This window comes from Micromonospora sp. NPDC047620 (genome assembly GCF_043205005.1).
In the GTDB taxonomy this organism is placed as follows: Bacteria; Actinomycetota; Actinomycetes; order Mycobacteriales; family Micromonosporaceae; genus Micromonospora.
In genome coordinates this window covers 170,895-194,535 of sequence record NZ_JBIDDG010000009.1, presented here as the reverse complement: position 1 = coordinate 194,535, position 23,641 = coordinate 170,895, and the positions used below count along the sequence as shown (strand labels likewise).

At 72.8% G+C, this 23,641-nt stretch carries 19 protein-coding genes and 1 pseudogene; 13 read left to right on the top strand and 7 right to left on the bottom strand.

Translation table 11 applies throughout. The annotated features are described in order from the left end of the window. The first annotated feature begins 23 nt into the window (after positions 1-23). Both ACGF5C_RS13520 and ACGF5C_RS13515 read left to right on the top strand, forming a co-directional pair. Positions 24-1,103, top strand: coding sequence for an inositol-3-phosphate synthase (locus ACGF5C_RS13520; protein WP_350677805.1), 1,080 nt, complete (start codon positions 24-26; stop codon positions 1,101-1,103). 214 nt (positions 1,104-1,317) lie between these two features. Continuing rightward, positions 1,318-1,935: a hypothetical protein gene (locus ACGF5C_RS13515; RefSeq protein ID WP_393300884.1), complete on the top strand. Its 618-nt coding sequence runs from the start codon at positions 1,318-1,320 to the stop codon at positions 1,933-1,935. 99 nt (positions 1,936-2,034) lie between these two features. Here ACGF5C_RS13515 and ACGF5C_RS13510 read toward each other — a convergent pair whose 3' ends face one another. Next, positions 2,035-2,514: a methylated-DNA--[protein]-cysteine S-methyltransferase gene (locus ACGF5C_RS13510; RefSeq protein ID WP_393300881.1), complete on the bottom strand. Its 480-nt coding sequence runs from the start codon at positions 2,512-2,514 to the stop codon at positions 2,035-2,037. A gap of 91 nt (positions 2,515-2,605) precedes the next feature. Beyond that, on the bottom strand, positions 2,606-3,010 hold the full coding sequence (locus ACGF5C_RS13505) for a hypothetical protein (RefSeq protein ID WP_393300878.1): 405 nt from the start codon (positions 3,008-3,010) through the stop codon (positions 2,606-2,608). Between the two features lie 66 nt (positions 3,011-3,076). Here ACGF5C_RS13505 and ACGF5C_RS13500 point away from each other — a divergent pair, with 66 nt between their 5' ends. Both ACGF5C_RS13500 and ACGF5C_RS13495 read left to right on the top strand, forming a co-directional pair. Continuing rightward, the gene (locus ACGF5C_RS13500; RefSeq protein ID WP_393300875.1) at positions 3,077-3,640 is read left to right on the top strand and encodes a hypothetical protein; all 564 of its coding nucleotides are present in this window, start codon (positions 3,077-3,079) and stop codon (positions 3,638-3,640) included. A 29-nt stretch (positions 3,641-3,669) separates the two neighbouring features. Then, the gene (locus ACGF5C_RS13495; RefSeq protein WP_393300872.1) at positions 3,670-5,187 is read left to right on the top strand and encodes a flotillin family protein; all 1,518 of its coding nucleotides are present in this window, start codon (positions 3,670-3,672) and stop codon (positions 5,185-5,187) included. A gap of 81 nt (positions 5,188-5,268) precedes the next feature. On the opposite strand, the gene ACGF5C_RS13490 is transcribed toward ACGF5C_RS13495, so the two are convergent. Beyond that, complete coding sequence (locus ACGF5C_RS13490) at positions 5,269-6,729, bottom strand: CCA tRNA nucleotidyltransferase (RefSeq protein ID WP_393300869.1); 1,461 nt, start codon at positions 6,727-6,729, stop codon at positions 5,269-5,271. Positions 6,730-6,864: 135 nt separating this feature from the next. Between ACGF5C_RS13490 and murJ the strand changes: the two genes are divergently transcribed. The 7 genes from murJ (at position 6,865) to ACGF5C_RS13455 (ending at position 15,413) form a co-directional block, all read left to right on the top strand. Then, on the top strand, positions 6,865-8,613 hold the full coding sequence (murJ, locus tag ACGF5C_RS13485) for a murein biosynthesis integral membrane protein MurJ (RefSeq protein ID WP_393300866.1): 1,749 nt from the start codon (positions 6,865-6,867) through the stop codon (positions 8,611-8,613). 457 nt (positions 8,614-9,070) lie between these two features. Further along, complete coding sequence (locus ACGF5C_RS13480) at positions 9,071-10,669, top strand: protein kinase family protein (RefSeq protein WP_393300863.1); 1,599 nt, start codon at positions 9,071-9,073, stop codon at positions 10,667-10,669. 79 nt (positions 10,670-10,748) lie between these two features. Beyond that, complete coding sequence (sigM, locus tag ACGF5C_RS13475; RefSeq protein WP_393300861.1) at positions 10,749-11,534, top strand: RNA polymerase sigma factor SigM; 786 nt, start codon at positions 10,749-10,751, stop codon at positions 11,532-11,534. Beyond that, positions 11,531-12,610 (top strand): hypothetical protein, encoded by a 1,080-nt coding sequence (locus ACGF5C_RS13470; protein WP_393300859.1) that lies wholly within the window; start codon positions 11,531-11,533, stop codon positions 12,608-12,610. The genes sigM and ACGF5C_RS13470 overlap by 4 nt, the downstream gene beginning before the upstream one ends. Before the next feature lie 181 nt (positions 12,611-12,791). Beyond that, positions 12,792-13,745: a thioredoxin-disulfide reductase gene (gene trxB, locus ACGF5C_RS13465; protein ID WP_393260640.1), complete on the top strand. Its 954-nt coding sequence runs from the start codon at positions 12,792-12,794 to the stop codon at positions 13,743-13,745. A 29-nt stretch (positions 13,746-13,774) separates the two neighbouring features. After that, positions 13,775-14,098, top strand: a complete 324-nt coding sequence (trxA, locus tag ACGF5C_RS13460; RefSeq protein ID WP_151452747.1) for a thioredoxin — start codon at positions 13,775-13,777, stop codon at positions 14,096-14,098. A 151-nt stretch (positions 14,099-14,249) separates the two neighbouring features. Further along, positions 14,250-15,413 (top strand): N-acetylmuramoyl-L-alanine amidase, encoded by a 1,164-nt coding sequence (locus ACGF5C_RS13455; RefSeq protein WP_393300856.1) that lies wholly within the window; start codon positions 14,250-14,252, stop codon positions 15,411-15,413. A 71-nt stretch (positions 15,414-15,484) separates the two neighbouring features. Here the strand turns inward: ACGF5C_RS13455 and ACGF5C_RS13450 are convergent, their stop codons facing one another. Next, entirely contained in the window at positions 15,485-16,150 is a 666-nt protein-coding gene (locus ACGF5C_RS13450; RefSeq protein WP_357450258.1) for a GNAT family N-acetyltransferase, read from the bottom strand. A gap of 292 nt (positions 16,151-16,442) precedes the next feature. On the opposite strand from ACGF5C_RS13450, the gene ACGF5C_RS13445 reads away from it, so the two are divergent. Next, positions 16,443-17,756, top strand: coding sequence for a PLP-dependent aminotransferase family protein (locus tag ACGF5C_RS13445; protein ID WP_393300853.1), 1,314 nt, complete (start codon positions 16,443-16,445; stop codon positions 17,754-17,756). A gap of 7 nt (positions 17,757-17,763) precedes the next feature. Beyond that, the gene (locus ACGF5C_RS13440; protein WP_393300850.1) at positions 17,764-18,762 is read left to right on the top strand and encodes a D-alanine--D-alanine ligase; all 999 of its coding nucleotides are present in this window, start codon (positions 17,764-17,766) and stop codon (positions 18,760-18,762) included. Positions 18,763-18,832: 70 nt separating this feature from the next. Here the strand turns inward: ACGF5C_RS13440 and ACGF5C_RS13435 are convergent. The 3 genes and pseudogenes from ACGF5C_RS13435 to ACGF5C_RS13425 all read right to left on the bottom strand — a co-directional run. Then, a pseudogene (locus tag ACGF5C_RS13435) lies at positions 18,833-19,564 on the bottom strand (hypothetical protein); the annotation flags it as partial. A gap of 1,437 nt (positions 19,565-21,001) precedes the next feature. Continuing rightward, a complete protein-coding gene (locus tag ACGF5C_RS13430) occupies positions 21,002-22,024 on the bottom strand; it encodes a ParB/RepB/Spo0J family partition protein (RefSeq protein ID WP_393300847.1) in 1,023 nt (340 codons plus the stop codon). Between the two features lie 27 nt (positions 22,025-22,051). Continuing rightward, the gene (locus tag ACGF5C_RS13425) at positions 22,052-23,371 is read right to left on the bottom strand and encodes an AAA family ATPase (RefSeq protein WP_393300844.1); all 1,320 of its coding nucleotides are present in this window, start codon (positions 23,369-23,371) and stop codon (positions 22,052-22,054) included. Between the last annotated feature and the right edge of the window lie 270 nt (positions 23,372-23,641).

Below are 23,641 nucleotides of genomic sequence, written 5' to 3'. Positions count from 1 at the left end.
TGAAGAAGAAGGAGGCAGACGCTATGGGCTCCGTCCGCGTCGCCATCGTCGGTGTGGGTAACTGCGCCTCGTCCCTCGTGCAGGGCGTGGAGTACTACCGGAACGCCGACCCGAACGACCGCGTCCCGGGTCTCATGCACGTCACCTTCGGCGACTACCACGTCTCGGACGTGCAGTTCGTCGCGGCGTTCGACGTGGACGCCAAGAAGGTGGGCATGGACCTCGCCGAGGCGATCGTCGCCAGCGAGAACAACACCATCAAGCTCTGCGACGTGCCGCCGACCGGCGTGACCGTGCAGCGCGGCCCGACCTTCGACGGTCTGGGCCAGTACTACCGCGAGATCGTCGAGGAGTCCGACGCCGAGCCGGTCGACGTGGCGCAGGCGCTGCGCGACGCGCAGGTCGATGTCGTCGTCTCCTACCTGCCGGTCGGCTCCGAGCAGGCCGACAAGTTCTACGCGCAGGCCGCGATCGACGCCGGCTGCGCGTTCGTGAACGCCCTGCCGGTCTTCATCGCCTCCGACCCCGAGTGGGCGAAGAAGTTCGAGGACGCGGGCCTGCCGATCGTCGGTGACGACATCAAGAGCCAGGTCGGCGCCACCATCGTGCACCGCGCGCTGGCGAAGCTCTTCGAGGACCGCGGTGTCGAGCTGCTGCGCACGTACCAGCTCAACTTCGGCGGCAACATGGACTTCATGAACATGCTGGAGCGCAACCGGCTGGTCTCGAAGAAGATCTCGAAGACCCAGTCGGTCACGTCCCAGATCCCGCACGAGATGAGCAAGAGCGACGTGCACATCGGCCCGTCGGACCACGTGCCGTGGCTCGACGACCGCAAGTGGGCGTACATCCGCCTGGAGGGTCGCTCCTTCGGCGACACCCCGCTCAACGCCGAGCTCAAGCTCGAGGTGTGGGACTCGCCGAACTCGGCCGGCGTCATCATCGACGCCGTCCGCGCCGCGAAGATCGCGCTGGACCGGAAGATCGGCGGCCCGATCCTGTCGGCCTCGTCGTACTTCATGAAGTCCCCGCCGGTGCAGTACGCCGACCACGACGCGCACGCCGCCGTCGAGGCGTTCATCGCCGGTGAGGTCGAGCGCTGACGCGCTGACCACCACGCACCACCGAGGGCCGGGTCCGCACGGACCCGGCCCTCGCCGCGTCCGGCTCTTCCACCGCCGTACGCGCGACGACCACCGGCGTCGCACGGGGTCGAGCGATCGGCGACGCGCGGTTAGGCTGACCGCCGTGACGTCCGTCCCGCGCCCCGGCCGCCGGCGAGCGGCACGATGGGCGATCGGCGCGGTCGCTTGTACCGTGCTTCTTCCGGTCCTCGCCGGCTGCGCGGCTCCGGGCACCGGTCCAGGCACCGGTCCCGCCTCCGCACCGAACGACAGCATCGCACCGGCCCTGCCGACCACCTCTGCGACGATCACCGAGGCCCGCTGCGTCGGCGCGAAAGCCCCCGTCGCGCGCCCAGGAGAGTTCACCCGGACCGCCGGCGGTGCCCCGACCGCCACGCCGAGCCGACCTGCCGGCGGCCAGCCGCTGACCGACGAGCAGCGGCGCGAGGAGGAGTTCCGCCGTCAGCAGGCGGCCAACGACGCCTTCCGGCAGCGCGGCACGCTCGATGCGGAGGCGGCCAGCGGTGCCCGAGCCTGCGCGGCGGAAGTCATGCGGAGCCTCAATCTCCTGACCGCCGGTGGGCGGGACGACCCCGGAGAGGAATCCGTCCGGCGGGCCGTCGCCGCGACCGGGCTGACCGACGTCACCGTCCGGCCGCCGGGCCGGCTCGACCTCGGCCCCGGTGACGGCCTGATCTTCGCGGGATGGACCGGCCGGGCGTGCGTCTTCGGCAGCGTCCGGGCGGGCGACGTCGCCGTGGAGATCGGCACCCGCATCGCCGACGGCGGCTGCCTGCCCGCCCCGGGCTGACGTCGCCGGGTGCCGGCGGGCGGCTTGGCTCCAGATCAGGACCAGGCGCGTCGCACAGCGACCCGCCTCAGGAGCAGCCCGCCGTGCGGCGGCCCCGCGTCAGGACCAGGCGCGTTGCAGGGCGACCCCGGCCTCCAGTTCGAGCAGCTTCACCTTGCGGTCCAGGCCGCCGCCGAAGCCGACCAGCTTGCCGCCCGCCCCGACGATCCGGTGGCACGGCACGAGCACCGGTATCGGGTTGCGGTTGCAGGCCACCCCGACCGCGCGGGCGGCGCCCTGGTCGCCGAGCCGCCGGGCCACCTCGCCGTAGGTGAGCGTCTCCCCGTACGGGATGCGGGTCATCTCCCGCCAGACGCCACGCTCGAAGTCGGTACCGCCCGGCACCGCCAGCGGCACCGCGAACTCGGTCAGCTCGCCCGCGAAGTACGCCCGCAGCTCCGCCACGGCCTGCCGGGCCGTCTCGTCGCCCGGCTCCTCGTCAGCCGTGCCGACCCGGCCGAAGTGGGCCCGGCACACGTGTGTCCCGTCGGTGGCGACGGAGAACTCGCCGATCGGGGAGTCGAGCACGGTCCAGCGCATCTCCCCATTGTCCCGGTCGCGCCCGGCCTGGCTGGTGCGCCCCGGCGACGCCGTCGGGTGGCCGCCGGCATCCCGCCCCGGGACGGCCCGCTCACAGCAAGGTGAAGCCGAGCAGCAGGGCACCGGCGCTGAGGCTGGCGCCGCCCGCGACCGTCAGCCAGATCAGCTTGTTGGGCCTGGTGTCCTGCGGCCGGGCCACCGAGAGGAAGAAGCCGAGCGGCATCAGGATCGGCGCCGCCACGAGCAGGGCGCGGATGAGCGTGCGGGTGCCGTCGGACGCGTCGGCCTGGTCGACGTAGGGCAGCACGGCCAGCGCGAAGAGGACCAGCACCCCGGCGTGCGCGTGGCCGGCGGTCCACAGGCCCCGGCGCACCGGGTTGTCGAGGTAGCCGGCCTTGCGCCGGGTCAGGTGCATGAGCAGGGTCAGTCCGCCGTACGCCACCGTGACGACGGTGATCAGCAGGATGCCGGCGGTGGTCAGGGTCGCCGAGGACATGGGCACCTCCGTCTTGTCATTGTCAAGATTGGCTGCCCGCCGGAATCTTGTCAATAGCTAGATTCCGTGTCGGGCGAGTTCGGCGGCACGTTGCGCCAGATCGGTACGGTGCGGGTCGTGGCCACGGGGACACTGATCTTCCTCATCATCGGCGGAGCGGGCGTCGCGGTGCTGGCGCTCGCCCTGCTCGGCACCGAGCTGCTGCACTTCGGCAACCCGGACTTCGACGGTCCCGTGTCGGTCGAGGCGGTCGCCGGTTTCACCGGGGCGCTCGGCTTCGGCGCCGCTATCGCCAATGAGCTGCTCGGCGGGCGTACCCCCGGGATGATCGCGGTGGCGCTGGCCGGCGGCCTCGTCGCGGCCGCGCCCACCGCGTGGGCGGCGTCCCGGCTGAGCCGGGCGGCCCGCAACATGCGCACCGATCCCACCCCCACCCGCCACCACCTGGTCGGCGCGATCGGCCTGGTGGTCACCCCGGTGCCCGCAGACGGCTACGGCGAGGTCCGGGTCCGGGTGGCCGGCCAGCCGGTCAAGCTCAATGCCCGGGCCGACCGACCGATCCCGGTCGGTGCCCAGATCTTCGTGGTCGAGGCGCTCAGCGAGACCAGCGTGCACGTCGAAACCTACTGAACCCCCTCATAGCAGATCAGGACGGTCACATGCCCCTTCTCATCGCCATCGGCGGCGCGGTCCTCCTCGTCATCGTGCTCGTGCTCTTCGTCCTCTCCCGGATCAAGGTCGCCGGGCCGAACGAGGCCTTCATCGTCACCGGCCGCAAGGGCCGCACCACGCAGACCGCCGACGGCGGCCGGTCCACCGACATGTCCGGGCAGAAGGTCGTGCTCGGCGCGTCCGTCTTCGTCCTGCCGGTGGTGCAGAAGCTCCAGTCGCTCGACCTGTCCAGCCGGCGGATCGACGTCGGGATCAAGGGCGCGGTCAGCAAGCAGGGCATCCGCACCGAGCTGCACGGCGTCGCGATCGTCAAGGTCGGCGGCACCGAGGACGCCATCCGCGCCGCCGCCCAGCGATTCCTGCACCAGCAGGACGAGATCGAGGACTTCACGCGGGAGGTGCTCGCCGGCGCGCTGCGCTCCATCGTCGGCCGGCTCACCGTCGAGGAGGTCATCCGGGACCGGGCGGCGTTCGCCAGCGCGGTCGCCGAGGAGGCCGAGCACTCGATGACCAACCAGGGCCTGGTGCTGGACACCTTCCAGCTCCAGGACATCCTGGCCGAGGGTTCCTACCTGCAGGACCTGGGCCGGCCGGAGGCGGCCCGGGTGCTCAAGGACGCGGCGATCGCCGAGGCGCGCGCCCGCCAGCAGGCCGAGCAGGAGCGGCTGCTCGCCGAGGAGGCCATCGCCGAGGCCAACCGGAACCTGTCGCTCAAGCAGGCCGCCATCCAGGCCGAGATCGACGCGGCCAAGGCCAAGTCCGCGGCGGCCGGGCCGCTCGCCCAGGCCGAGCGGGACCAGGCGATCCTCTCCGAGCAGCAGAAGGTCGCCGAGCGCAACGCCGAGCTCAAGCAGCGCCAGCTCGACACCGAGGTGCGCAAGCCGGCGGACGCGGCCCGGTACAAGGTGGAGCAGGAGGCCGAGGCGGCCCGCAACGCGGCCGTGCTGAACGCCGACGCGCAGCGGCAGGCCGTCATCGCCGCCGCGCAGGCCGCCGCCGAGCAGGCCCGGCTCACCGGTGAGGGCGAGCGGGCCCGCCGGGCCGCGCTGGCCGAGGCCAACGCGATCGAGGGCGCCAAGGAGGGCGAGGCCGAGCAGCGCCGCCGCTCCGCCATCGCCGAGGCGGTCGAGCGGGAGGGCCAGGCCGAGGCCGCAGCCATCCTGGCCAAGGGCCAGGCCGAGGCCGACGCCATGGCACGCAAGGCCGAGGCGTTCGCGGCGTACGGCGAGGCCGCCGTGCTGGACCTGCTGGTCAAGGTGCTGCCGCAGGTGGTCGAGGCGGCCAGCGCCCCGATCGGCGCGATCGACAAAATGACCGTCATCTCCACCGACGGCGCCTCGTCGCTGACGAAGTCGGTGGCGGGCAATGTGGCCCAGGGGCTCCAGCTCGGCAGCGACCTGACCGGGATCGACCTGGCCGGCCTGCTGGCGAAGCTCGGCTCGGCGTCGTCCGTTCCCGGCAACGGCAAGCCGTCGGTCGACGCCACGGCGGTCGAGACCCGCTGACGCCACCGGGCAGCGGTGGGGCCGCTGCCGCGACAGGGCGCCGTCCCCAGCCCGGGGGCGGCGCCCTGGTCGGGTAGCCGACTACTCGACGATGCCCTCGTCGCGGGCCCAGCGCAGCAGCTCCGCCTCGGCCTCGTCGCGGTCCAGCGGGCCGCGCTCCAGGCGCTGCTCCTTGAGGTGTTTCCAGGCCCGCCCGACGACCGGCCCCGGCGGCACGCCCAGCAGCTCCATGATCGCGTTGCCGTCCAGGTCGGGCCGGACCCTCGCCAGGTCCTCCTCGGCGGCGATCCGGGCGATCCGCTCCTCCAGCGCGTCGTAGTCCGCGGCGAGCTGGGCAGCCTTGCGCCGGTTGCGGGTGGTGCAGTCCGACCGGGTCAGCTTGTGCAGGCGCGGCAGCAGGTCGCCGGCGTCGGCGACGTAGCGACGCACCGCCGAGTCGGTCCACTCGCCCCGGCCGTAGCCGTAGAACCGCAGGTGCAGCGCGACCAGCGCGGTGACCTTGGAGGTGATCTCCTTGGGGTAGCGCAGCGCCTTCATCCGGGCCTTCGTCAGCCGGGCCCCGACCACCTCGTGGTGGTGGAAGCTGACCCGGCCGTCCGGGCCCACCGCCTTGGTGGCCGGCTTGCCGACGTCGTGCATCAGCGCGGCCATCCGCAGGATGAAGTCCGGCCCCTCGGTCTCGTACGAGACGGCGTTGCTCACCACCGTGAGGGTGTGCTCGTAGACGTCCTTGTGCTGGGCGTGCTCGTCGATCGTGAGCTTCAGCCCGGTCAGCTCGGGCAGGAAGCGCTCGGCGAGCCCCGTGTCGACCAGCAGCCGCAGCCCGGTGATCGGGTCGGCGCCGCAGAGCAGCTTGGTGAACTCGTCGCGGATCCGCTCAGCGGTGATCCGGTCCAGGTCGGCGGCCATCAGGGTCATCGCCGCGTGGACATCGGGGTGCACCGCGAAGCGCAGTTGGGCGGCGAACCGGGCGGCGCGCAGCATCCGCAGCGGGTCGTCGCCGAACGACTCGCCGGGCGTGCCCGGGGTGCGGATCACCTTCGCCGCGAGGTCGTCCAGCCCGCCGTGCGGGTCGGTGAAGCGGTGCTCGGGCAGGCTGACCGCCATCGCGTTGATGGTGAAGTCGCGCCGCCGCAGGTCCTCGGCAAGGTCGGTGCCGTACTCCACGATCGGGTTGCGGCTGACCTGGTCGTACGCCTCGGCGCGGAAGGTGGTGACCTCCAGCCGCAGGCCATCGCGCTGGCAGCCGATGGTGCCGAACTCCCGGCCGGTCTCCCAGATCGACTCGGCCCAGCCGCGCACGATGCGCAGGGTCTCGTCGGGGTGGGCGTCGGTGCAGAAGTCGAGGTCGTCGCCGAGGCGGCCGAGCAGGGCGTCGCGTACCGAACCGCCCACCAGGTGCAACTCGTGGCCGGCCCGCGCGAACCGGCGGCCCAGCTCGTCGGCGACCGGGGAGACCCGGAGCAGTTCGGCGACGGCGTTGCGCTGCGCGGCGGTGAGTTCGCGGCGGTCGGCGGCGTGGGGAGCGGAGGCTTCGGACATGGGAGCGCCAGACTATCGGTCCCGGCGGGGATGCGGTCCGCCGGGCGCGGGTATCGGGCGACTGTTGACTATCGTCTGTGACGTACGGGCCCGTGCCCGGCTCGGACGCACCCCCTCTGCCTTGGAGGCGACAAGATGAGCGGCGGTCTCTACCGCAGCGCGAACGCCGCCCAGGGCGGCGCCGCGCCCGGCCGGCCGTCGGACGGCGCCACGTTCATCTCCGCCGAGCCGCTCAACCAGCCGGCATTGGAGTCGACCGCGCCCCCGCAGGAGCAGGTGGCCGAGGCCAGCGCCGCGACCAACAGCGCGGTAATGGCGATCGGCAGCCTCGTCAGCCGGGGTACGGGCTTCCTGCGCACGCTGGTGCTGACCGCCGCGCTGGGCGGCGCGCTGGTCGGTGACGCGTACACCACCGCGCAGATCCTGCCCGGGATGGTCTACGAGTTCCTGCTCGGCGGCATCCTCACCAGCGTCCTGATCCCGGTGCTGGTGCGCCGGCGCAAGGCCGACGCGGACGGCGGCCAGGCGTACGCCCAGCGGCTGCTCACGCTCGCGGTGGTCACCCTGGCCGTGGCCGCACTGCTCGCGGTGGCCGCCGCGGAACTGCTGACCATGCTGTACACCAGCGACAACCGCGGCGACGACTATCAGGACCTGGTCACCAATCTGTCGTACCTGATGCTGCCGATGATCTTCTTCACCGGCCTCAGCGCGTTGATCAGTGCGGTGCTCAACACCCGGGGGCACTTCGCCGCGCCGATGTGGGCGCCGATCCTGAACAACCTCGTGGTGATCGGCACCGCCGGGCTCTACATCGCGATCTTCGGTACGAAGACCATCCGGCCGGATCAGATGACCACCGAGCAGATCGTGTTGATCAGCGGCGGCACGCTGCTCGGCGTGGCCATCCAGGCCGCCGGCCTGCTGCCGGCGCTGCGCAAGGTCGGCTTCCGGTGGAAGCTGCGCTTCGACTTCCGCGCCCTGGGGCTGGCCGAGCTGGGCCGCCTGGGCGGGTGGATGTTCTGCTACGTCGCGGTCAGCCAGGTCGGCCTGATCGTGCTGTTCAACCTGCTGAACCGCGCGGGCGACGGCGACGCCGGCGCGCTGATCTACAACAACGTCTTCCTGCTGTTGATGATGGCGCACGGCATCATCGCCGTCTCGATCATCACGGCGCTGATGCCCCGGATGAGCGCGGCTGCCGCCGACGGCCGCTACGCCGACCTCGCCGCCGACCTGTCCCGGGGCACCCGGACCGTCTCGGCGGTGCTGGCCCCGATCGCCGTCTGCTACGCCGTGCTCGCCACGCCGCTGTCGGTCATGCTGTTCCGCTACGGCGCGTTCAGCGACGACAACGCGGCCGACACCTCGGTGGTGTTGCTGGTGGCCGCGCTCGCGCTGGTGCCGTTCGCGGTCAGCCAACTGTTCACCTTCGCCTTCTACGCGCTCCCCGACACCCGGACCCCGGCGCTGATCAACATCCCGGTGGTGGCGCTTCGGATCGGCGTCCAGATCGTCCTCTTCGCCGCCTTCGCCGCCCACTTCGCGGCCGCCGGAATGATGATCGGCAACGCCGTCTCCTACCTGGCCGCCGCGATTGCCTCCGCCTGGCTGCTCCGTCCCCGGGTCGGCCGGATCGGGCTCGGCGGGATCATGCGCACTCTCGGCCGGGTCGCGGTCGCCGCGCTCGGCGCAGCGCTGGCCGGTCTACTGGTGGTCGCCCTGCTGCCCGGCGACGACACGCCGACCCGTCTGGAGGCGATCATCCAGCTCGTGGTCGGCGGCGCGGTGATCGGCGGGACCTACCTCGGGCTGGCGATGGCGCTGCGGATCGGTGAGATCACCGAGGTCGTCGGCATGGTCCGCCGCCGACTGGGCCGCTGACGCGCCGCGCTCGGGTGCGGGCCAACGACCCTCGGATGGTCTGCACGCTCTGTGAACGAGGATCACCAGCCTGGGGATGCGCCTGTGGATAACTCCGCGAGTCACCGCTCAGCCGCCAGAAGGGCCTGTGGATAACCAGCCGTACGGCTGAGCATGGCGGCACGGTCGGAGGGAACCCGAGGGCGTCGGCGTCGCCGCCACACAGGTCAGCCCCTCCGGCGAACACTTGCGGTCAACGTCTAGATTGGTTAGTACATGTGCCAGCAACGTGGCTGACAACGGTCGCAACCGGACAAGTTGATCGCCGGCCGGCAGCCCGACCCGGGAACGGCGCGAAGATGACATGTCGGGGAGACCGCCAACCCGGGTAAGGTCGCTCTCGACGGGTACGGCAGGCGCCGACGCTCCGCGTCGACGCCGGTCGGCCGGTTCCTTCGAAGGCAGAGCGGGAAGCCACATGCCCAGCAGCGCGGGTCCATCGATCGACACGATCACCGAGGGAGGACGGGTGACCCAGGTCGGCGAGGGTCAGGAGGCGGAGGAGAGCGCTCCGCACGTCATGACCTTCGGTGCTCCCACGGCCGGTGAAATCCTCGCCGAGCGTTACGAGCTGGTCGAGCACATCAACAACGACAGCGCGGGTCGGCTGGTCTGGCGGGGCGTCGACGTCATCCTGCGCCGTCCCGTCGCGGTCGTGCTGCGCTACCCGGGTGGCGACTCCGCCACCGAGATGCTCCAGGGCGCCGTCGCGGCGAGCCGGGTCATCCACCCCAACCTGGTCGGCGTCTACGACGCGATCGACGAGGCCGAGCGGGCGTACGTGGTGCGCGAGTGGGTCGACGGGCGGTCCCTGCGCGAGCTGGTCGCCGACGGCCCGCTGGACCCGGCCCGGGCCACCACCATCGGCAACGCCGTCGCCAGCGCCCTCGCCGCCGTGCACGCCACCGACATGGTGCACGGCAACGTCCACCCCGGCACGGTGATGATCAGTGACGACGGCCGGGTGGTGCTGGCCGACGCGCGTACCGACGGCGACGACAGCCAGCAGAGCGACGTCCGCGCGATCGGCGGGGTGCTCTACTTCGCCCTGACCGGGCACTGGCCGCACGCCGAGGCCCCGCTGCGCGGCGCCACCGCCGGCCACGGCCGGGCCGCCATCCCCGACGCCGTCCGCGACGCCGCCGGCGCGATCGCCGCGCCCCGGCAGGTCCGGGCGGGCGTGCCGGCGTACCTCGACGACCTCACCATGGACCTGCTCGACGCCGAGATCGCGCCGCCGTCGTCGGACGTGCTCGCCGCCGAGCTGGCCCGCCTGGACGTGCCGGCCGACGAGCAGTTCCTGGACAACACCGGCCCGCTGCGCTTCGCCGCCGACACCGCCGACGAGCCGTCCCCGCTGGCCGCGGCCGGCGGTCGCAAGGTCGCCATCGGCATCGCCGGCCTGCTGGCGGTCGCCCTGGTGGGCCTGCTGATCGGCATCAGCGCGCTGCGCGGGGGCGACGAGAGCCCACAGACCCCGGTGGCCGCGCCCTCGTCGAGCGCGCCCGGCGGCGACGCCGCCCCGGCCGCCACCACGGTCCGGGAGCTGAAGATCAGCGGTGCCCGGATCATCGATCCGGAGGGCGACCGGCGGGAGCTTCGGAACGCCGACCGGGTGTACGACGGCGACGAGGACAAGGGCTGGGAGACCCAGACCTACCGCGGGCGCGCCAATTTCGGCAACCTCAAGAAGGGCATGGGCGTCTGGGTCGACCTGGGCGAGGAGCACACCGTCAAGTCGGTGCAGGTGCTGCTCTCCGCCCGGGGCGCCTCCGCCCGGCTTCTCACGGGGACCTCCACCCCCCCCTCGTCGGCCTCCGGCGACGCCCAGCTCGTCGCGGAGTACAAGACGCCGATCGGGCAGCCGTTCGAGGAGCACGACGGCACCAAGATGACCTTCAACGGCTTCGACGCCGACAAGAAGTACCGCTACCTGCTGCTCTGGATCACCGAGCTGCCCGAGAGCGACGGCGGCTACAAGCTCGGCGTCCAGGAGATCACGGTCCAGGGGTCGTGAGCCGGCCGCCGCGCCCAGGGCACCGCACCCGCCGGACGTGGTGATAAGCGTGCGCGGGGAGCGGACGAGCGGTGGACCGGTGGGCGGAGGGAGCGGCCCACCGGTCGCGTCGTCGGCGCCGCCGGCCGGGCCGACGGACCTGGAACTCCTGCACGCCCACGTGGCGGGCGACCGGGACGCCTTCGCCGAGCTGTTCCACCGGCACCGCGACCGCCTCTGGGCGGTGGCGCTGCGGACGCTCGGCGACCGCGAGGAGGCCGCCGACGCCCTCCAGGACGCGCTGCTGTCCGCCCACCGCGCCGCCGGCCGGTTCCGGGGCGACTCGGCGGTCACCACCTGGCTGCACCGGATCGTCGTGAACGCCTGCCTGGACCGGATCCGGCGCCGGCAGTCGCATCCCACGGTCCCGCTGCCCGACGGGGCCCGGGTGGGCGACTCCGACTCCGCCACGGGCGGCGTCGAGCCGGCGGCTCCCGTCCACGACCACGACACGGCGCTGGTGGTCCGTCAGGCGCTCGCCGGGCTGCCGGCCGAGCAGCGGGCGGCGCTGATCCTGGTGGACGTGCAGGGCTACCCGGTGGCCGAGGTGGCCAGGATCCTCGGCGTCGCCGAGGGCACGGTCAAGAGCCGGTGCGCCCGGGGCCGGGCCCGCCTCGCGACGCAGCTCGGGCACCTGCGCCCCCGGCCCGCCCCGCAGCCGTCCGAGCCGCCGGGCCCCGCCCCGCAGCGGCAGGAGTCGCCGCAGCCCGCCCCGGCGGCGGGCCCCAACGTGCCGGCCGTCACCGGAGGGAACCCGCGACCGCCCGAGGGCGTCCGATCGGGGTCGGGACGGTCCCGGCGGGATGCCCACCAGGAGGACGCGTGACGGCCGGGGGGTTCGGAGAGGTCGACCACGACCTGCTCGCCGACTACGTCGGCGGGGCGCTGGACGGCACCCCGGACGAGGCGCGCGTCGCCCGGCTGGTCGACGAGGACGCGGCCTGGGCGGAGGCGTACGCGCTGTTGGCTCCGGCCCTGGCAAGCGTCCGGGCCGACCTGGCCGCCGCCTGGGCCGGCCCCGCCCCCGAGATGCCCACGGACGTCACCGACCGGCTCGTCGCAGCCCTGGCCAACGCCCCCGCGCCCGACACCGGCCCGCTCGATCCGACGCCGGCCCGCTCCGACCTGGTGCGTCCCGAGCCGCACGACTCCGAGTCGGCCCGCTCCGAGGTTGTTCGCTCCCGCTCCGGGGGTGGCGACGCGGTGCCGGCCGACGAGCCCGGGACGAGCAGGTCTGGCGGGGTCGTGCCGGCACAGCCGCTCGGCGGGTCCGCGCGGCGCCCTGCCGGCGTACCCCGCTCGGAGCCCGGCCGGGGCGCGGCCACGGGGCCGGGCCGACGGCGCCGCCGCTGGTCCCGGCTGGCCGGCCCGGTCGCGCTCGCCGCGGCGTCGATCGCGGCGGTCGGGCTGGGCGTCAGCCAGTTCGCCGGGGAGCAGGGGGACGGAGCCGCGGACACGGCGTTGTCCCGGCCGGCCAAACCGGAGGTCGCCGGCCCCGCCGGCACGCCGTTCCGGGCGGGCGAGCCCACGCTGCGCAGTGGGCGGGACTACACGCCCGAGTCCCTGGCCGACGTCTCGCCGACGATGGGGGCGCAGCGGTTCAGCGCCGATCCCCGGCCCAACGTCGAGGTGGAGGGTGGGCGGCTGCCCGGCGACGCGGTCGGCCTCGGCCGGCTCGCCGACCCGGCCGCGTTGAGCGACTGCATCCACGAGATCGGGGCCGAGCACGGCGGCGGGCCGCTGGTGGTCGACGTGGTCGACTACGCCCGGTTCCAGGGCCAGCCGGCGCTGGTCGTCCGGTTCACCGACAACAGCGGCGCGCACTGGGCCTGGGTGAGCGGACCGGAATGCGGCGTGCCCGGATCCGGCTCGGACAGCCGCTACCGCACACGGGTAGGGTGAATTCGCGGCCACCGGACGTTTGACCGTCCACGTGACCTGACCCACCGGATGACCGGCTCGGGAATCCCCGGTTCGTACGATGACGTTCTGCACATCAGGCTGCCGGCACCGCGAGGGGCGTCGGCATCGGATCGGCATCGGTGCGCGCGCCGATGGCGAACAACACTATCGGGAGACGGCAGTGGACGAGGTCCGCAACCTGATCATCATCGGCTCCGGGCCGGCCGGTTACACGGCGGCGGTCTACGCGGCGCGCGCCAACCTCAAGCCGCTCATCATCGAGGGCGTGCAATCCGGTGGCGCGCTGATGACGACGACCGAGGTGGAGAACTTCCCCGGTTTCGCCGACGGCATCCTCGGCCCCGAGCTGATGGACAACATGCGCAAGCAGGCCGAGCGGTTCGGCGCGGAGTTCCTCACCGACGACGTGACGCGGGTGGAGCTGAAGGACACCGGCAGCGTCGGCTCCGACGCGGTCAGCACCGTCTGGGTCGGTCAGACCGCCTACCGGGCGAGGGCCGTCATCCTCAGCACCGGCTCGGCGTGGCGCCCGCTGGGCGTCCCGGGCGAGCAGGAGTACCTGGGCCACGGTGTCTCGTCCTGCGCCACCTGCGACGGCTTCTTCTTCCGCAACCAGCACATCGTGGTCGTTGGCGGCGGTGACTCGGCGATGGAGGAGGCCAGCTTCCTCACCCGGTTCGCCGAGTCGGTCACCATCATCCACCGCCGGGACTCCTTCCGGGCCAGCAAGATCATGGCCGAGCGGGCGCTGGGCAACGAGAAGATCAAGGTCGAGTGGAACACCGTGGTCGAGGAGATCCTCGGCGACGACGGCAAGGTCTCGGGCGTACGGGTGCGCAACACGCACACCGGCGAGTCCAAGGTCCTCGACGTCACCGGCGTCTTCGTGGCCATCGGCCACGACCCGCGCAGCGAGCTCTTCCGGGGTCAGGTGGAGCTGGACGACGAGGGCTACGTGAAGGTCCAGTCGCCGAGCACCCGGACCAGCGTGCCCGGTGTCTTCGCCGCCGGCGACCTGGTGGACCACACCTACCGGCAGGCCATCACCGCCGCCGGTACGGGCTGCGCCGCCGCGCTGGACGCCGAGCGCTTCATCGCCACGCTGCAGGGCTGAACAACCGAAAACTCCGGAGGAGGGTCATAGTGGGAGCAACGAAGTCGGTCACCGACGCGAGTTTCGCCGCCGACGTGCTGAAGTCCGACAAGCCGGTTCTGGTGGACTTCTGGGCCGAGTGGTGCGGGCCGTGCCGCAAGGTGTCGCCGCTGCTGGAGGAGATCGCCGGCGAGATGGGCGACCAGGTCACCATCGTCAAGCTCAACATCGACGAGAACCCGGAGACCGCCCGCACGTACCGGGTGATGTCCGTCCCGACCCTCACCGTGTTCAAGAACGGCGAGCCGGTGCAGTCGATCGCCGGCGCCAAGCCGAAGGGTGAGCTGGTCAGGCTCATCGAATCGGCGCTCTGAGCTGCACGTACGCACGTCGACCCCGTACCCGGTCCGCCCGGGGGACGGGGTCGACGTCTTTTCCCGGCGCGCCCACCTGACGTCCCCGGAACGCATAACCTCAACCCCGGGGCCGCCCGGCCAGCCAGCGTCCGTGCAGAGGGGGTCGTGCGTGCGTCCGATCCGACCCGGTGACCGTGGACCCGCGGTCACCGAGATCCGTACGGTGCTGACCGGCCTCGACCTGCTCGCGCCGATGGCACCGGAGGCCGACGAGTTCGACGCCCACACCGAACGGGCTGTGCGGGCCTTCCAGCAGTCCCGGGGGCTCAGCGTGGACGGCCGGGTCGGCGCGGAAACCTGGCGGGCCCTGGACGCCGCCCGCTGGCGGCTCGGCGCCCGCACCCTCTACCACGCGGTCCCCGAGCCGCTCACCGGCGAGGACGTCCGGTCGCTCCAGGAACGACTGCTGGAGATGGGGTACGACGTGGGGCGCGCGGACGCGATCTACGGCGTACGGACCTCGCGGGCGGTCGCCCAGTTCCAGCGCGAGGTCGGGCTGACGCCCGACGGCTCGTGCGGGCCGCACACCATGAACGCGCTGCGCCGGCTCGGGCGCAAGGTCGTCGGCGGTCGGCCGCAGTGGCTGCGCGAGTCCGACGCCATCCGGCAGTCCGGCCCGACGCTGGTGGGGCGGACCGTGGTCGTCGACCCCGGTCACGGGGGCACCGACCCGGGCGTGGTGGTGCCGGACGGGCGGCTGCGGTGGACCGAGGCGGACCTGGTGCACGACCTGGCCAGCCGGCTGGAGGGCCGGCTCGCCGCCTCCGGCGTCCGGGTGCAGCTCACCCGCGGGCCGGCCCCGGAGGACTGCCTGCCGGACGTCGACCGGGCCGAGCTGGCCAACTCGCTCGGGGCCGACGTGTTCATCTCGCTGCACCTCGACGGGCACGCCAACCCGGCGGCCGAGGGCGTCGCGACCTACCACTACGGCACCGACAACGGGGTCACCTCGGCTACCGGGGAACGGCTCGCCGGGCTCGTGCAGCGGGAGATCGTCGCCCGTACCGGGCTGCGCGACTGCCGTACGCACGCGAAGGCGTGGGACCTGCTCCGGCTGACCCGGATGCCGGCCGTACGCGTCGAGGTCGGCTACCTCACCTCGCCCGGCGACCGGGCCCGGCTGGTCGACCCCCGGTTCCGGGACCTGGTGGCCGAGGCCGTCGTGGCCGCGGTGCAGCGGATGTACTTCCCCGTGGAGCGGGACGTGCCCACCGGCTCGATCGACGTGAGCGAGCTGCGGGCGGTCGTGGCCGCCGGCACGGTGGTGGACTGAACGGCGGCCGGCTCGGGCGTGGGCCGGGCAGCGGCCCGTGCTGTCGTGAACCGAGCGAGCGGTCGGCGCGGTCAGCCGGCGGTGGAGCGGGTGGCCGGGGCCGGGCGGACCGGGCGGAGCAGGGTCTCGGGGCTCATCGAGCCGAGCAGCTTCTCCAGCGCGTACTCGACGTCGGACTTCCAGCTCAGGGCCGTGCGCAGCTCCAGCCGGAGGCGGGGGAAGCGCGGGTGCGGACGGACCGTCTTGAAGCCCACGGAGAGGAAGAAGTCGGCCGGGGCGACGCAGGTGCCGGCCGGGTCCGCCGCGTCACCGAACTTCGCGTCGCCGAACGCCTCGATCGCCTTGATGCCGCGCTTGGTGAGATCCCGGGCGACCCCCTGGACCAGCATCCGGCCCAGCCCGCCACCGGCGAAGGCGGGCACCACGTTGGCCGTCATCAGCAGCGCCGCGTCGGCCGAGACCGGGGAGGTGGGGAACGCCATCGAGCGCGGCACGTAGGCCGGCGGGGCGTACAGGACGTAGCCGGCCGGCATGCCGTCGACGTAGACGAGCTTGCCGCAGGAGCCCCACTCCAGCAGCGTCTGCGAGACCCAGGCCTCCTTCTCCAGCCCCGGGTCGCCCGCGGCGCAGGCCCGGTCCGCCGAAACCGGGTCAAGCTCCCAGTAGACGCACTGCCGGCACGGACGGGGCACGTCCTCCAGGGTGTCGAGGGTCAAGCTGACCAGACGTCGCGACATTGGCGCATCCCCACATTAGGCTCGGAGGTGAGACCGGCACGGAACGACAACGCCGCCTTCCTGCCCCCGACGAGCGATCGTACGCCGGTTCCGGACGCCACGGGAGGGGACACCGCAATGACCATCTCCGGGAGGGCCACCGGTGGTCCGCCATGTGGACGCTGGTCACGTCGTGGCGGCCTTCCTGGCAGGGGCGACTAGGATCGACAGCCGGCGTCCCGCGTCGCCATGGTCGCCGGTGTCCCGGGTACGCCGGGGCGGGATCCACCCGAGCAGCCATCGAGGTGATGTCATGACCGGCACGACGCTCGACGACTACACCGACCGGTACGCCCGCCGTGTGCGCGGCATGACCGCCTCGGAGATCCGCGCGCTCTTCGCGGTGGCCAGCCGGCCGGAGGTGGTCTCGCTCGCCGGCGGCGCCCCCTACATCGCGGCGCTGCCGCTCGACGCCGTCGGTGAGATGCTCGGCCGGCTCGGCACCGAGCACGGCGTCACCACCCTCCAGTACGGCATCGGCCAGGGCACCCTGGAGCTGCGCGAGCGGATCTGCGAGGTGATGGCGCTCTCCGGCATCGACGCAGCCTGCGGCGCCTCCCCGGAGGACGTGGTCGTCACCGTCGGCGGGCAGCAGGCGCTCGACCTGGTGGCCCGGCTCTTCCTCGACCCGGGTGACGTGGTGCTCGCCGAGGGCCCGACCTACGTCGGGGCGCTCGGGGTGTTCCAGGCCGCCCAGGCACAGGTGGTTCACGTGCCGATGGACGACGACGGGCTGATCCCGGAGGCGCTGGAGGCGGCCATCGCCGAGCAGGCGCGCGCCGGCCGGCGGGTGAAGTTCCTCTACACCATCCCCACCTACCAGAACCCGACCGGCGTGACGCTCACCGAGGAGCGGCGAGAGCGGGTGCTCGACATCTGCGAGCGCGCGGGCCTCCTGGTGGTCGAGGACGACCCGTACGGTCAGCTGGGCTTCGAGGGTGACGCGCCCGCGCCGCTGCGCGCGCGGCGCCGCGACGGGGTCTTCTACCTCAGCACCTTCTCCAAGACCTTCGCCCCGGGACTGCGGGTGGGCTGGATCCTGGCGCCGCACGCCGTCCGCGACAAGCTGGTGATCGCCAGCGAGGCGCAGATCCTCTGCCCCAGCGGCTACGCACAGGCCGCCGTCTCCACCTACCTCGGCACCATGCCCTGGCGGGAGCAGCTCAAGGTCTACCGCGAGGTCTACCGGGAACGGCGCGACGCGATGCTCGCCGCGCTGAAGGACCTGATGCCGGCGGGCACCACCTGGACGACGCCGGGCGGCGGCCTCTTCGTCTGGGCGACCCTCCCCGACGGCCTCGACTCGAAGGCGATGATGCCGCGGGCCATCGCCGCACGTGTGGCGTACGTGCCGGGCACCGGCTTCTACGCCGACGGCACGGGTAGCGGCAACATGCGGCTCAACTTCTCCTTCCCGCCCCCGGAGCGGATCCGCGAGGGCGTGCGCCGGCTGGCGGGCGTGATGGAGCAGGACATCGCGATGCGGCGGGTGTTCGGCGCGGTCGGCCGCCCCGGATCGCGGCGGGGGCAGGCCGGCTCGGACACGCCGGGTCCCGACTTGGCATGATTCCGGCATGGCTCCCACCGCTGCCGACCGTTTCGTCGTGACCGACTCCGCCGTCACCGCCGACCTGCGGGTGCTGGTGCTCGCCGGCGGGCTCTCCTACGAACGTGACGTCTCGCTCCGGTCCGGCCGCCGGGTGCTCGACGCGCTGCGCGCCGTCGGGATGGACGCCGAGCTGCGGGACGCCGACGTGACCCTGCTGCCGGCCCTGACCGTCGACCCGCCGGACGCCGTCGTCATCGCCCTGCACGGTGCCACCGGCGAGGACGGCTCGCTACGCGGCGTGCTCGACCTCTGCGGTGTCCCGTACGTGGGGTGCGACGCCCGCGCGTCCCGGCTCGCCTGGGACAAGCCGTCGGCGAAGGCGGTGCTCCGCGAGGCGGGCATCCCCACCCCGGACTGGGTCGCCCTCCCGCACGACCGCTTCTCGGAGCTGGGCGCGGTGGCGGTGCTGGACCGTATCGTCGACCGGCTGGGGCTGCCGCTCATGGTGAAGCCCGCCCAGGGCGGTTCGGGGCTGGGCGCCGCCGTGGTCCGGGACGCCGCGTCCCTCCCGGCCGCGATGGTCGGCTGTTTCGCGTACGACCAGACGGCGCTGGTCGAGCAGTACGTGCCCGGCATGGACGTGGCGGTCTCCGTCGTCGACCTGGGCGACGGGCCGCGGGCCCTGCCGGCGGTGGAGATCGTGCCTCGCAACGGGGTGTACGACTACGCCGCCCGCTACACCGCCGGCCGGACGACGTGGCACACGCCGGCGCGACTGGCGCCGGAGGTGGCCGGTGCGGTCGCCGATGTCGCGCTGGCCGCCCACACCGCGCTCGGCCTGCGCGACCTCAGCCGCGTCGACCTGATCGTTGACTCGGCGGGGCAGCCGCACGTGCTGGAGGTCAACGTCTCTCCGGGGATGACCGAGACCTCGCTGCTGCCGCTCGCCGTGCAGGCCGCCGGTCTGGACTTCGGCAAGATGATCGGGACGCTGGTGGCGCGCGCCGCGACGCGCCGGTCCTGACCGTCCGTTCCTTCCGCCGGCACGGGCGGCCACCCCGCGACCTCGGGTGGCCGCCCGTGCCGCGTCAGTCGTCGGACTGCCTGCCCTCCGCGGCGGCGGCCTCGGCCTCCCGGTTGTCGGCCGCCGGGACGTACGCCTCCTCGGCGGACGCCATCACGGACACCGCCTCGCCCGTGATGGCGTCGTCCCGGGGCGAGGGCTGCCCGGTGAAGCTGGACGGGGCCTGCCACTGGATGCGCGACGGCTCGGCCAGGGGCCGCCCCCCGAACTCCGCGAGCCAGGCCGCGACCAGGGCGAGATTCTCTCGCCATTGCGCCTCGGAGATGGGCGGCAGGATCGAATCCCACAGGGAGAGGAAGGTCCCGCGGAGCTGGAGTTGACCGTAGGGCCGGGCGAGGAACCATATGTGCAGGTGCGCCGAGCCGTCGCCCCAGCGGTTGACGTGCACCCTCGCGACCCCGTCCAGGGACCGGACCGCCCGTTCCAGGCGTACGGTCATCACCCCCAGTTCGGCGGCGAGCAGGTTCGGCAGGTCGCCGAGGTCCAGATGCGAGCGGGATTCCAGGATCAGCACCATCGGCAGCCCCGTGGGGCGGTCCATGGCGCGTACCCGCCAGCGCTCGCCCACCCAGATGTAGGCGTCGTCGGGGGCGTTGCAGGCCGTGCATTCCCGATGCCCCTCGCCCTTGCGGGGCGGTTCGACCGGGACCGGATCATCGAGTTGCTTGACGCGAAGGTCGCCCTCGAAGGGGAAGGACGGCCACTGGGCGAAGTCCGGGACTGAGGGAGGGGTGTCGTGCACGACGCTGACACTAACCGCTTCCGGCACCGGTGTCCCTACCCGAAAGAGCCGACGGCGGTTCTGTGCCGGCCGCCGCGAGGTGGCCGCCCAAGAGGCTTGTCCACAGATATCCACAGGGCGCTGAGACCCGGAACACACCCCGTCATCCACAGGCCAGCAACGGGTTTCACGCGGGGTTTCACGTGAAACGAGGCGCGGCTGTGGATAACTGGTGTGGATAACTTCCGGCCCCGATCCGCGCCGTCCGGGCGCCGCGGGAAGGCAGCCGTTTCGCGTGAAACCACCGGCCGCCTCGGGGCGCGTCACGCGGGCCTTCGAGCACTCGGTCGTACAGTCTCTCCGCGCCGTCAACACCATCCGCCCTCCGGTCGACGCCGTTCCGGTCGACGTCCCGCCCGACGCTGTCCCGCTTGGCTTCACCGGCTCGTCGGCGGGGCCAGAGCGCCGGGCGGAAGCGGGAAGCCGGGCGGCAGTGTCGGAGCCACAGGCCGGACGGGGGCCACGCTCCGGTAGCCGGTAGCCGGGATCCGGGGCGGGCCGGGTGGGGTGGGGCGGGCCGGGGTGGGGTGGGGCGCCCCGGGCCGGGGTCCGAGTGAGGGAGCTGGACTCCTCCAATCGCCGCCGGAGCGGGGTCCGGGAGACAGGCGTCGGGCTCCAGAGGCCGGGCCAGGCGCCGGAGGCGGGGCCGTCGTACGAGGCCGATGCCGGGGGTTGGAGGTCAGGGGCCGCACAGACCGATGCCGGCCACCAAAGGCAGGGGCCATACGCCGAAGGCAAGGCTGGACAGACCGGCGCCAGGTGCCGGAATCTGGCAGCCGGGCGCGGGAACCAAGGCGGCAGACGGGCGTGGCCCGGCCTCGCCGGCCAACCTCCTCTGGAAAGGAGGCGCGGGCGCGGCGGCCTGTTCGCTGCACCGTTTCACGTGAAACCGCACAGCCCGAATGCGGCACCTCGGCGCCAGCGCAACTCCCGCCTCCAGGTTCAAGGTTCGTGGAGCCGTTGCCCGCAGGTTCACGAACCACACCCACCAACACCGCACGTGCCGGTGACCGAAGGCACGCCGCCCGCCCGGCCACCCGCGTCCACGGCCGCAAACCGCCTGGCGGGCTCGCCGGTTTCACGTGAAACCGGTGAGCCACCGCTACCACCACACCCACGCCCCTGATCCCGGCAGCAGGCGACTTCGGGGGCGAACGGAAAACGCCTCCTGCTGCCCCACAGCGCCAGAAGTGCGAGTGGGCAGGAGTCGGGTAGGGCTGGCCCACCTCAGGCCCGTGGCGCTCGAATGAGAGGGCACCCCGGCACGTTCGGCGGCAGTTGGTTGCGCCGGACTGCCGGAGGCGCCGGCAGGTAGGCGTACCGCCGAGGGTGGACGCCACCGTCGGACATGGAACGGCCGCGTGGCCCGGTGGGGTCACGCGGCCGGCAGTCGGAGGGTCAGCCCTCCGACTCCTCCTCCTCGCCGACGCCGATAAGGCCGACGATCCGCTCCAGGTCGTCGACCGTCGCGAACTCGATGGTGATCTTGCCCTTGCTCCGGCCGATGTCCACCTTGACTCGGGTGTCGAACCGATCGGAGAGCCGGTCGGCCAGATCCGTCAGCGCGGGCGCGTGCGGCTTGGGCCGGCGCTTGGCCGTCTCCTTCTTGCCGGCGCTGCCATCGCTCACCGCCAGCATCACGATCTCCTCGGTCGCGCGGACCGAGAGCCCTTCGGCGACGATCCGGGCCGCCAACTGCTCCTGCGCCTCCGGCTCGTCGAGGCTCAGCAGCGCCCGGGCGTGGCCGGCGGAGAGCACGCCGGCGGCGACCCGCTTCTGCACCGGCGCCGGGAGGTTGAGCAGCCGGATGGTGTTCGAGATCTGCGGGCGGCTCCGGCCGATCCGCCGGGCGAGTTCCTCGTGGGTGGCGCCGAACTCGTCCAGCAACTGCTGGTACGCGGCGGCCTCCTCCAGCGGGTTCAGGTTGGCGCGGTGGATGTTCTCCAGCAGCGCATCCCGGAGCATGGCGTCGTCCCGGGTGTCCCGGACGATGGCGGGGATACTCTCCCGCCCGACCGCCTGCGCGGCCCGCCAGCGCCGCTCGCCCATGACGAGTTCGTACTTCTCGTCGTCGAGCTGCCGTACGACGATCGGCTGGAGGAAGCCGACCTCCTGGATCGAGGTCTTCAGTTCCTCCAGAGCCTCCTCGTCGAAGATGTGTCGGGGCTGCTTCGGGTTCGGCACGATCGCGTCGACCGGGATCTCGGCGAACCGGGCGCCCGGGACCGGGCTGAGCGCGGGCTCGGGCTGCGCCGCGACGGGCGGGCTGACCGGCGTTGGCGCCGGCTCGGCGGGCGTGCCGACGACGGCGGTCGTGGGCGCCGCCGGCTCAGCCGGGGCGGCGTCGGCGGTCGGCGCCGGTCCGGTCGGGATGAGGGCCCCCAGGCCCCGACCGAGACCGCCCCGAGGACGGTTCTTCATGCCACGCCTCCCAGCGACTGTTCCGCACTACGCATTCCGGCTCACCGGCTCCTTGACGCCACGCTCGGCGATCTCCTGGGCGGCCTCGAAGTAGCTCGTTGCCCCCCGCGATCCCGGATCGTAGGTCATCACGGACTGGCCGTAGCTCGGTGCCTCGGAGACCCGGACGTTGCGCGGGATGACCGCCTGGAGCACCTTGTCACCGAAGTGGTTCCGGACGTCCTGCTCGACCGCGTCGGCCAGCCGCGTACGCCGGTCGTACATGGTGAGCAGGATCGTGGAGACCTCGAGCTTCGGATTGAGGTGCTGCCGAACCAGGTTGATGTTGTTGATCAGCTGGTTCAGCCCCTCCAGCGCGTAGTACTCGCACTGGATCGGGATGAGCACCTCCTGCGCGGCGACGAGCGCGTTGACCGTGAGCAGGCCCAGCGACGGCGGGCAGTCGATGAAGACGTAGTCGAAGTGGCCCGGGTAGGCGGCGATGGCCCGGGCCAGCCGGGACTCGCGGGCAACCACCGACACCAGCTCGATCTCCGCACCGGCCAGGTCGATCGTGGCCGGTACGCACCAGAGGTTGGGGATGCCCTCGACCCCCTGGGCGACCTCCTCCAGCGGCACGCTGTTGATGAGGCAGTCGTAAACGTCCGGCACCCCGGTGTGGTGCGGGACGTTGAGCCCGGTGGAGGCGTTGCCCTGCGGGTCCAGGTCGACCACCAGCACCCGGTTACCGTGCAGGGCGAGCGCCACCGCCAGGTTGACCGTGGTCGTGGTCTTTCCCACGCCGCCCTTCTGGTTCGCGACGCACATGACCCGGGTCCGTTCCGGCCGAGGCATCGTCACCTCGCCACTCGGATTCAGGATCTGCACGGCGCGCATCGCCTCCATAGCCAACGGTGGGTCATCCTCTTCGCGCGTCGGGGTTTCACGTGAAACGTACGCGGCCTCGGTCGCGCCGGGCCCGTAGGCGGCGGCCGGGGACGCGGGCGCGTCCGTGACGGGTACGGGTTCGGGGGCGGCGTCCGGCACCGCGTCCGGGGTCGGCTGCTGCGGCACGGCCGCCTCGAACCGCGCCGAGGCCGAGGGGTTGCGGCGGATGGGAATCACCCGACCGCCGGCGGAGTTGCCCGGGCGCGGCAGCCCGTCGGAGGCCGGGCGGGCTGCCGGCAGTCCCGGCCCGGCCGGGTCGGCGGTGTCCCGTTGGACGATCGGATCGCAGTCCGGCGGCCGGGTCGACGAACCGTGAGGCGGCCCGTCGAGCGACCAGCTCGGGTAGTCGGTTTCACGTGAAACCGGATCGCCCGCTGATCCGGTCACGCGTGGATCGTCGTACCTGCCGTCGTCATGCACCTGTCATCCCTGCCCGCTTCGGATGGTCGGTCCGCACCCCGTCAACCGGCCGCACGTGGTGCTCGCACCGCGGAGCGCACGGCCGGCGGGAGCGGTCGGGACCCGGTGAACGTCCGTTGCCGCCCGCTCCACACTATCGACGCGCGGCCAGCCTACGGCTCACGGGCGCAGCCGGTCCACGTCGGGTTCTCATCCCTTCCGTCCACCCGTACCGGTTCAACGAAGCAACCGCCGCCCGGGACGCCGGTGAGGCACCCGCTCGGGCGTCGC

What these genes read in the sequence shown, in the direction of transcription:
- ACGF5C_RS13520 (WP_350677805.1), top strand. Translation starts at nt 24, where the DNA reads ATGGGCTCCGTCCGCGTCGCCATCGTCGGTGTGGGTAACTGCGCCTCG.
- ACGF5C_RS13510 (WP_393300881.1), bottom strand. Translation starts at nt 2,514, where the DNA reads ATGCGCTGGACCGTGCTCGACTCCCCGATCGGCGAGTTCTCCGTCGCC.
- ACGF5C_RS13505 (WP_393300878.1), bottom strand. Translation starts at nt 3,010, where the DNA reads ATGTCCTCGGCGACCCTGACCACCGCCGGCATCCTGCTGATCACCGTC.
- ACGF5C_RS13495 (WP_393300872.1), top strand. Translation starts at nt 3,670, where the DNA reads ATGCCCCTTCTCATCGCCATCGGCGGCGCGGTCCTCCTCGTCATCGTG.
- ACGF5C_RS13490 (WP_393300869.1), bottom strand. Translation starts at nt 6,729, where the DNA reads ATGTCCGAAGCCTCCGCTCCCCACGCCGCCGACCGCCGCGAACTCACC.
- murJ (WP_393300866.1), top strand. Translation starts at nt 6,865, where the DNA reads ATGAGCGGCGGTCTCTACCGCAGCGCGAACGCCGCCCAGGGCGGCGCC.
- ACGF5C_RS13480 (WP_393300863.1), top strand. Translation starts at nt 9,071, where the DNA reads ATGCCCAGCAGCGCGGGTCCATCGATCGACACGATCACCGAGGGAGGA.
- ACGF5C_RS13450 (WP_357450258.1), bottom strand. Translation starts at nt 16,150, where the DNA reads ATGTCGCGACGTCTGGTCAGCTTGACCCTCGACACCCTGGAGGACGTG.
- ACGF5C_RS13445 (WP_393300853.1), top strand. Translation starts at nt 16,443, where the DNA reads ATGACCGGCACGACGCTCGACGACTACACCGACCGGTACGCCCGCCGT.
- ACGF5C_RS13440 (WP_393300850.1), top strand. Translation starts at nt 17,764, where the DNA reads ATGGCTCCCACCGCTGCCGACCGTTTCGTCGTGACCGACTCCGCCGTC.
- ACGF5C_RS13430 (WP_393300847.1), bottom strand. Translation starts at nt 22,024, where the DNA reads ATGAAGAACCGTCCTCGGGGCGGTCTCGGTCGGGGCCTGGGGGCCCTC.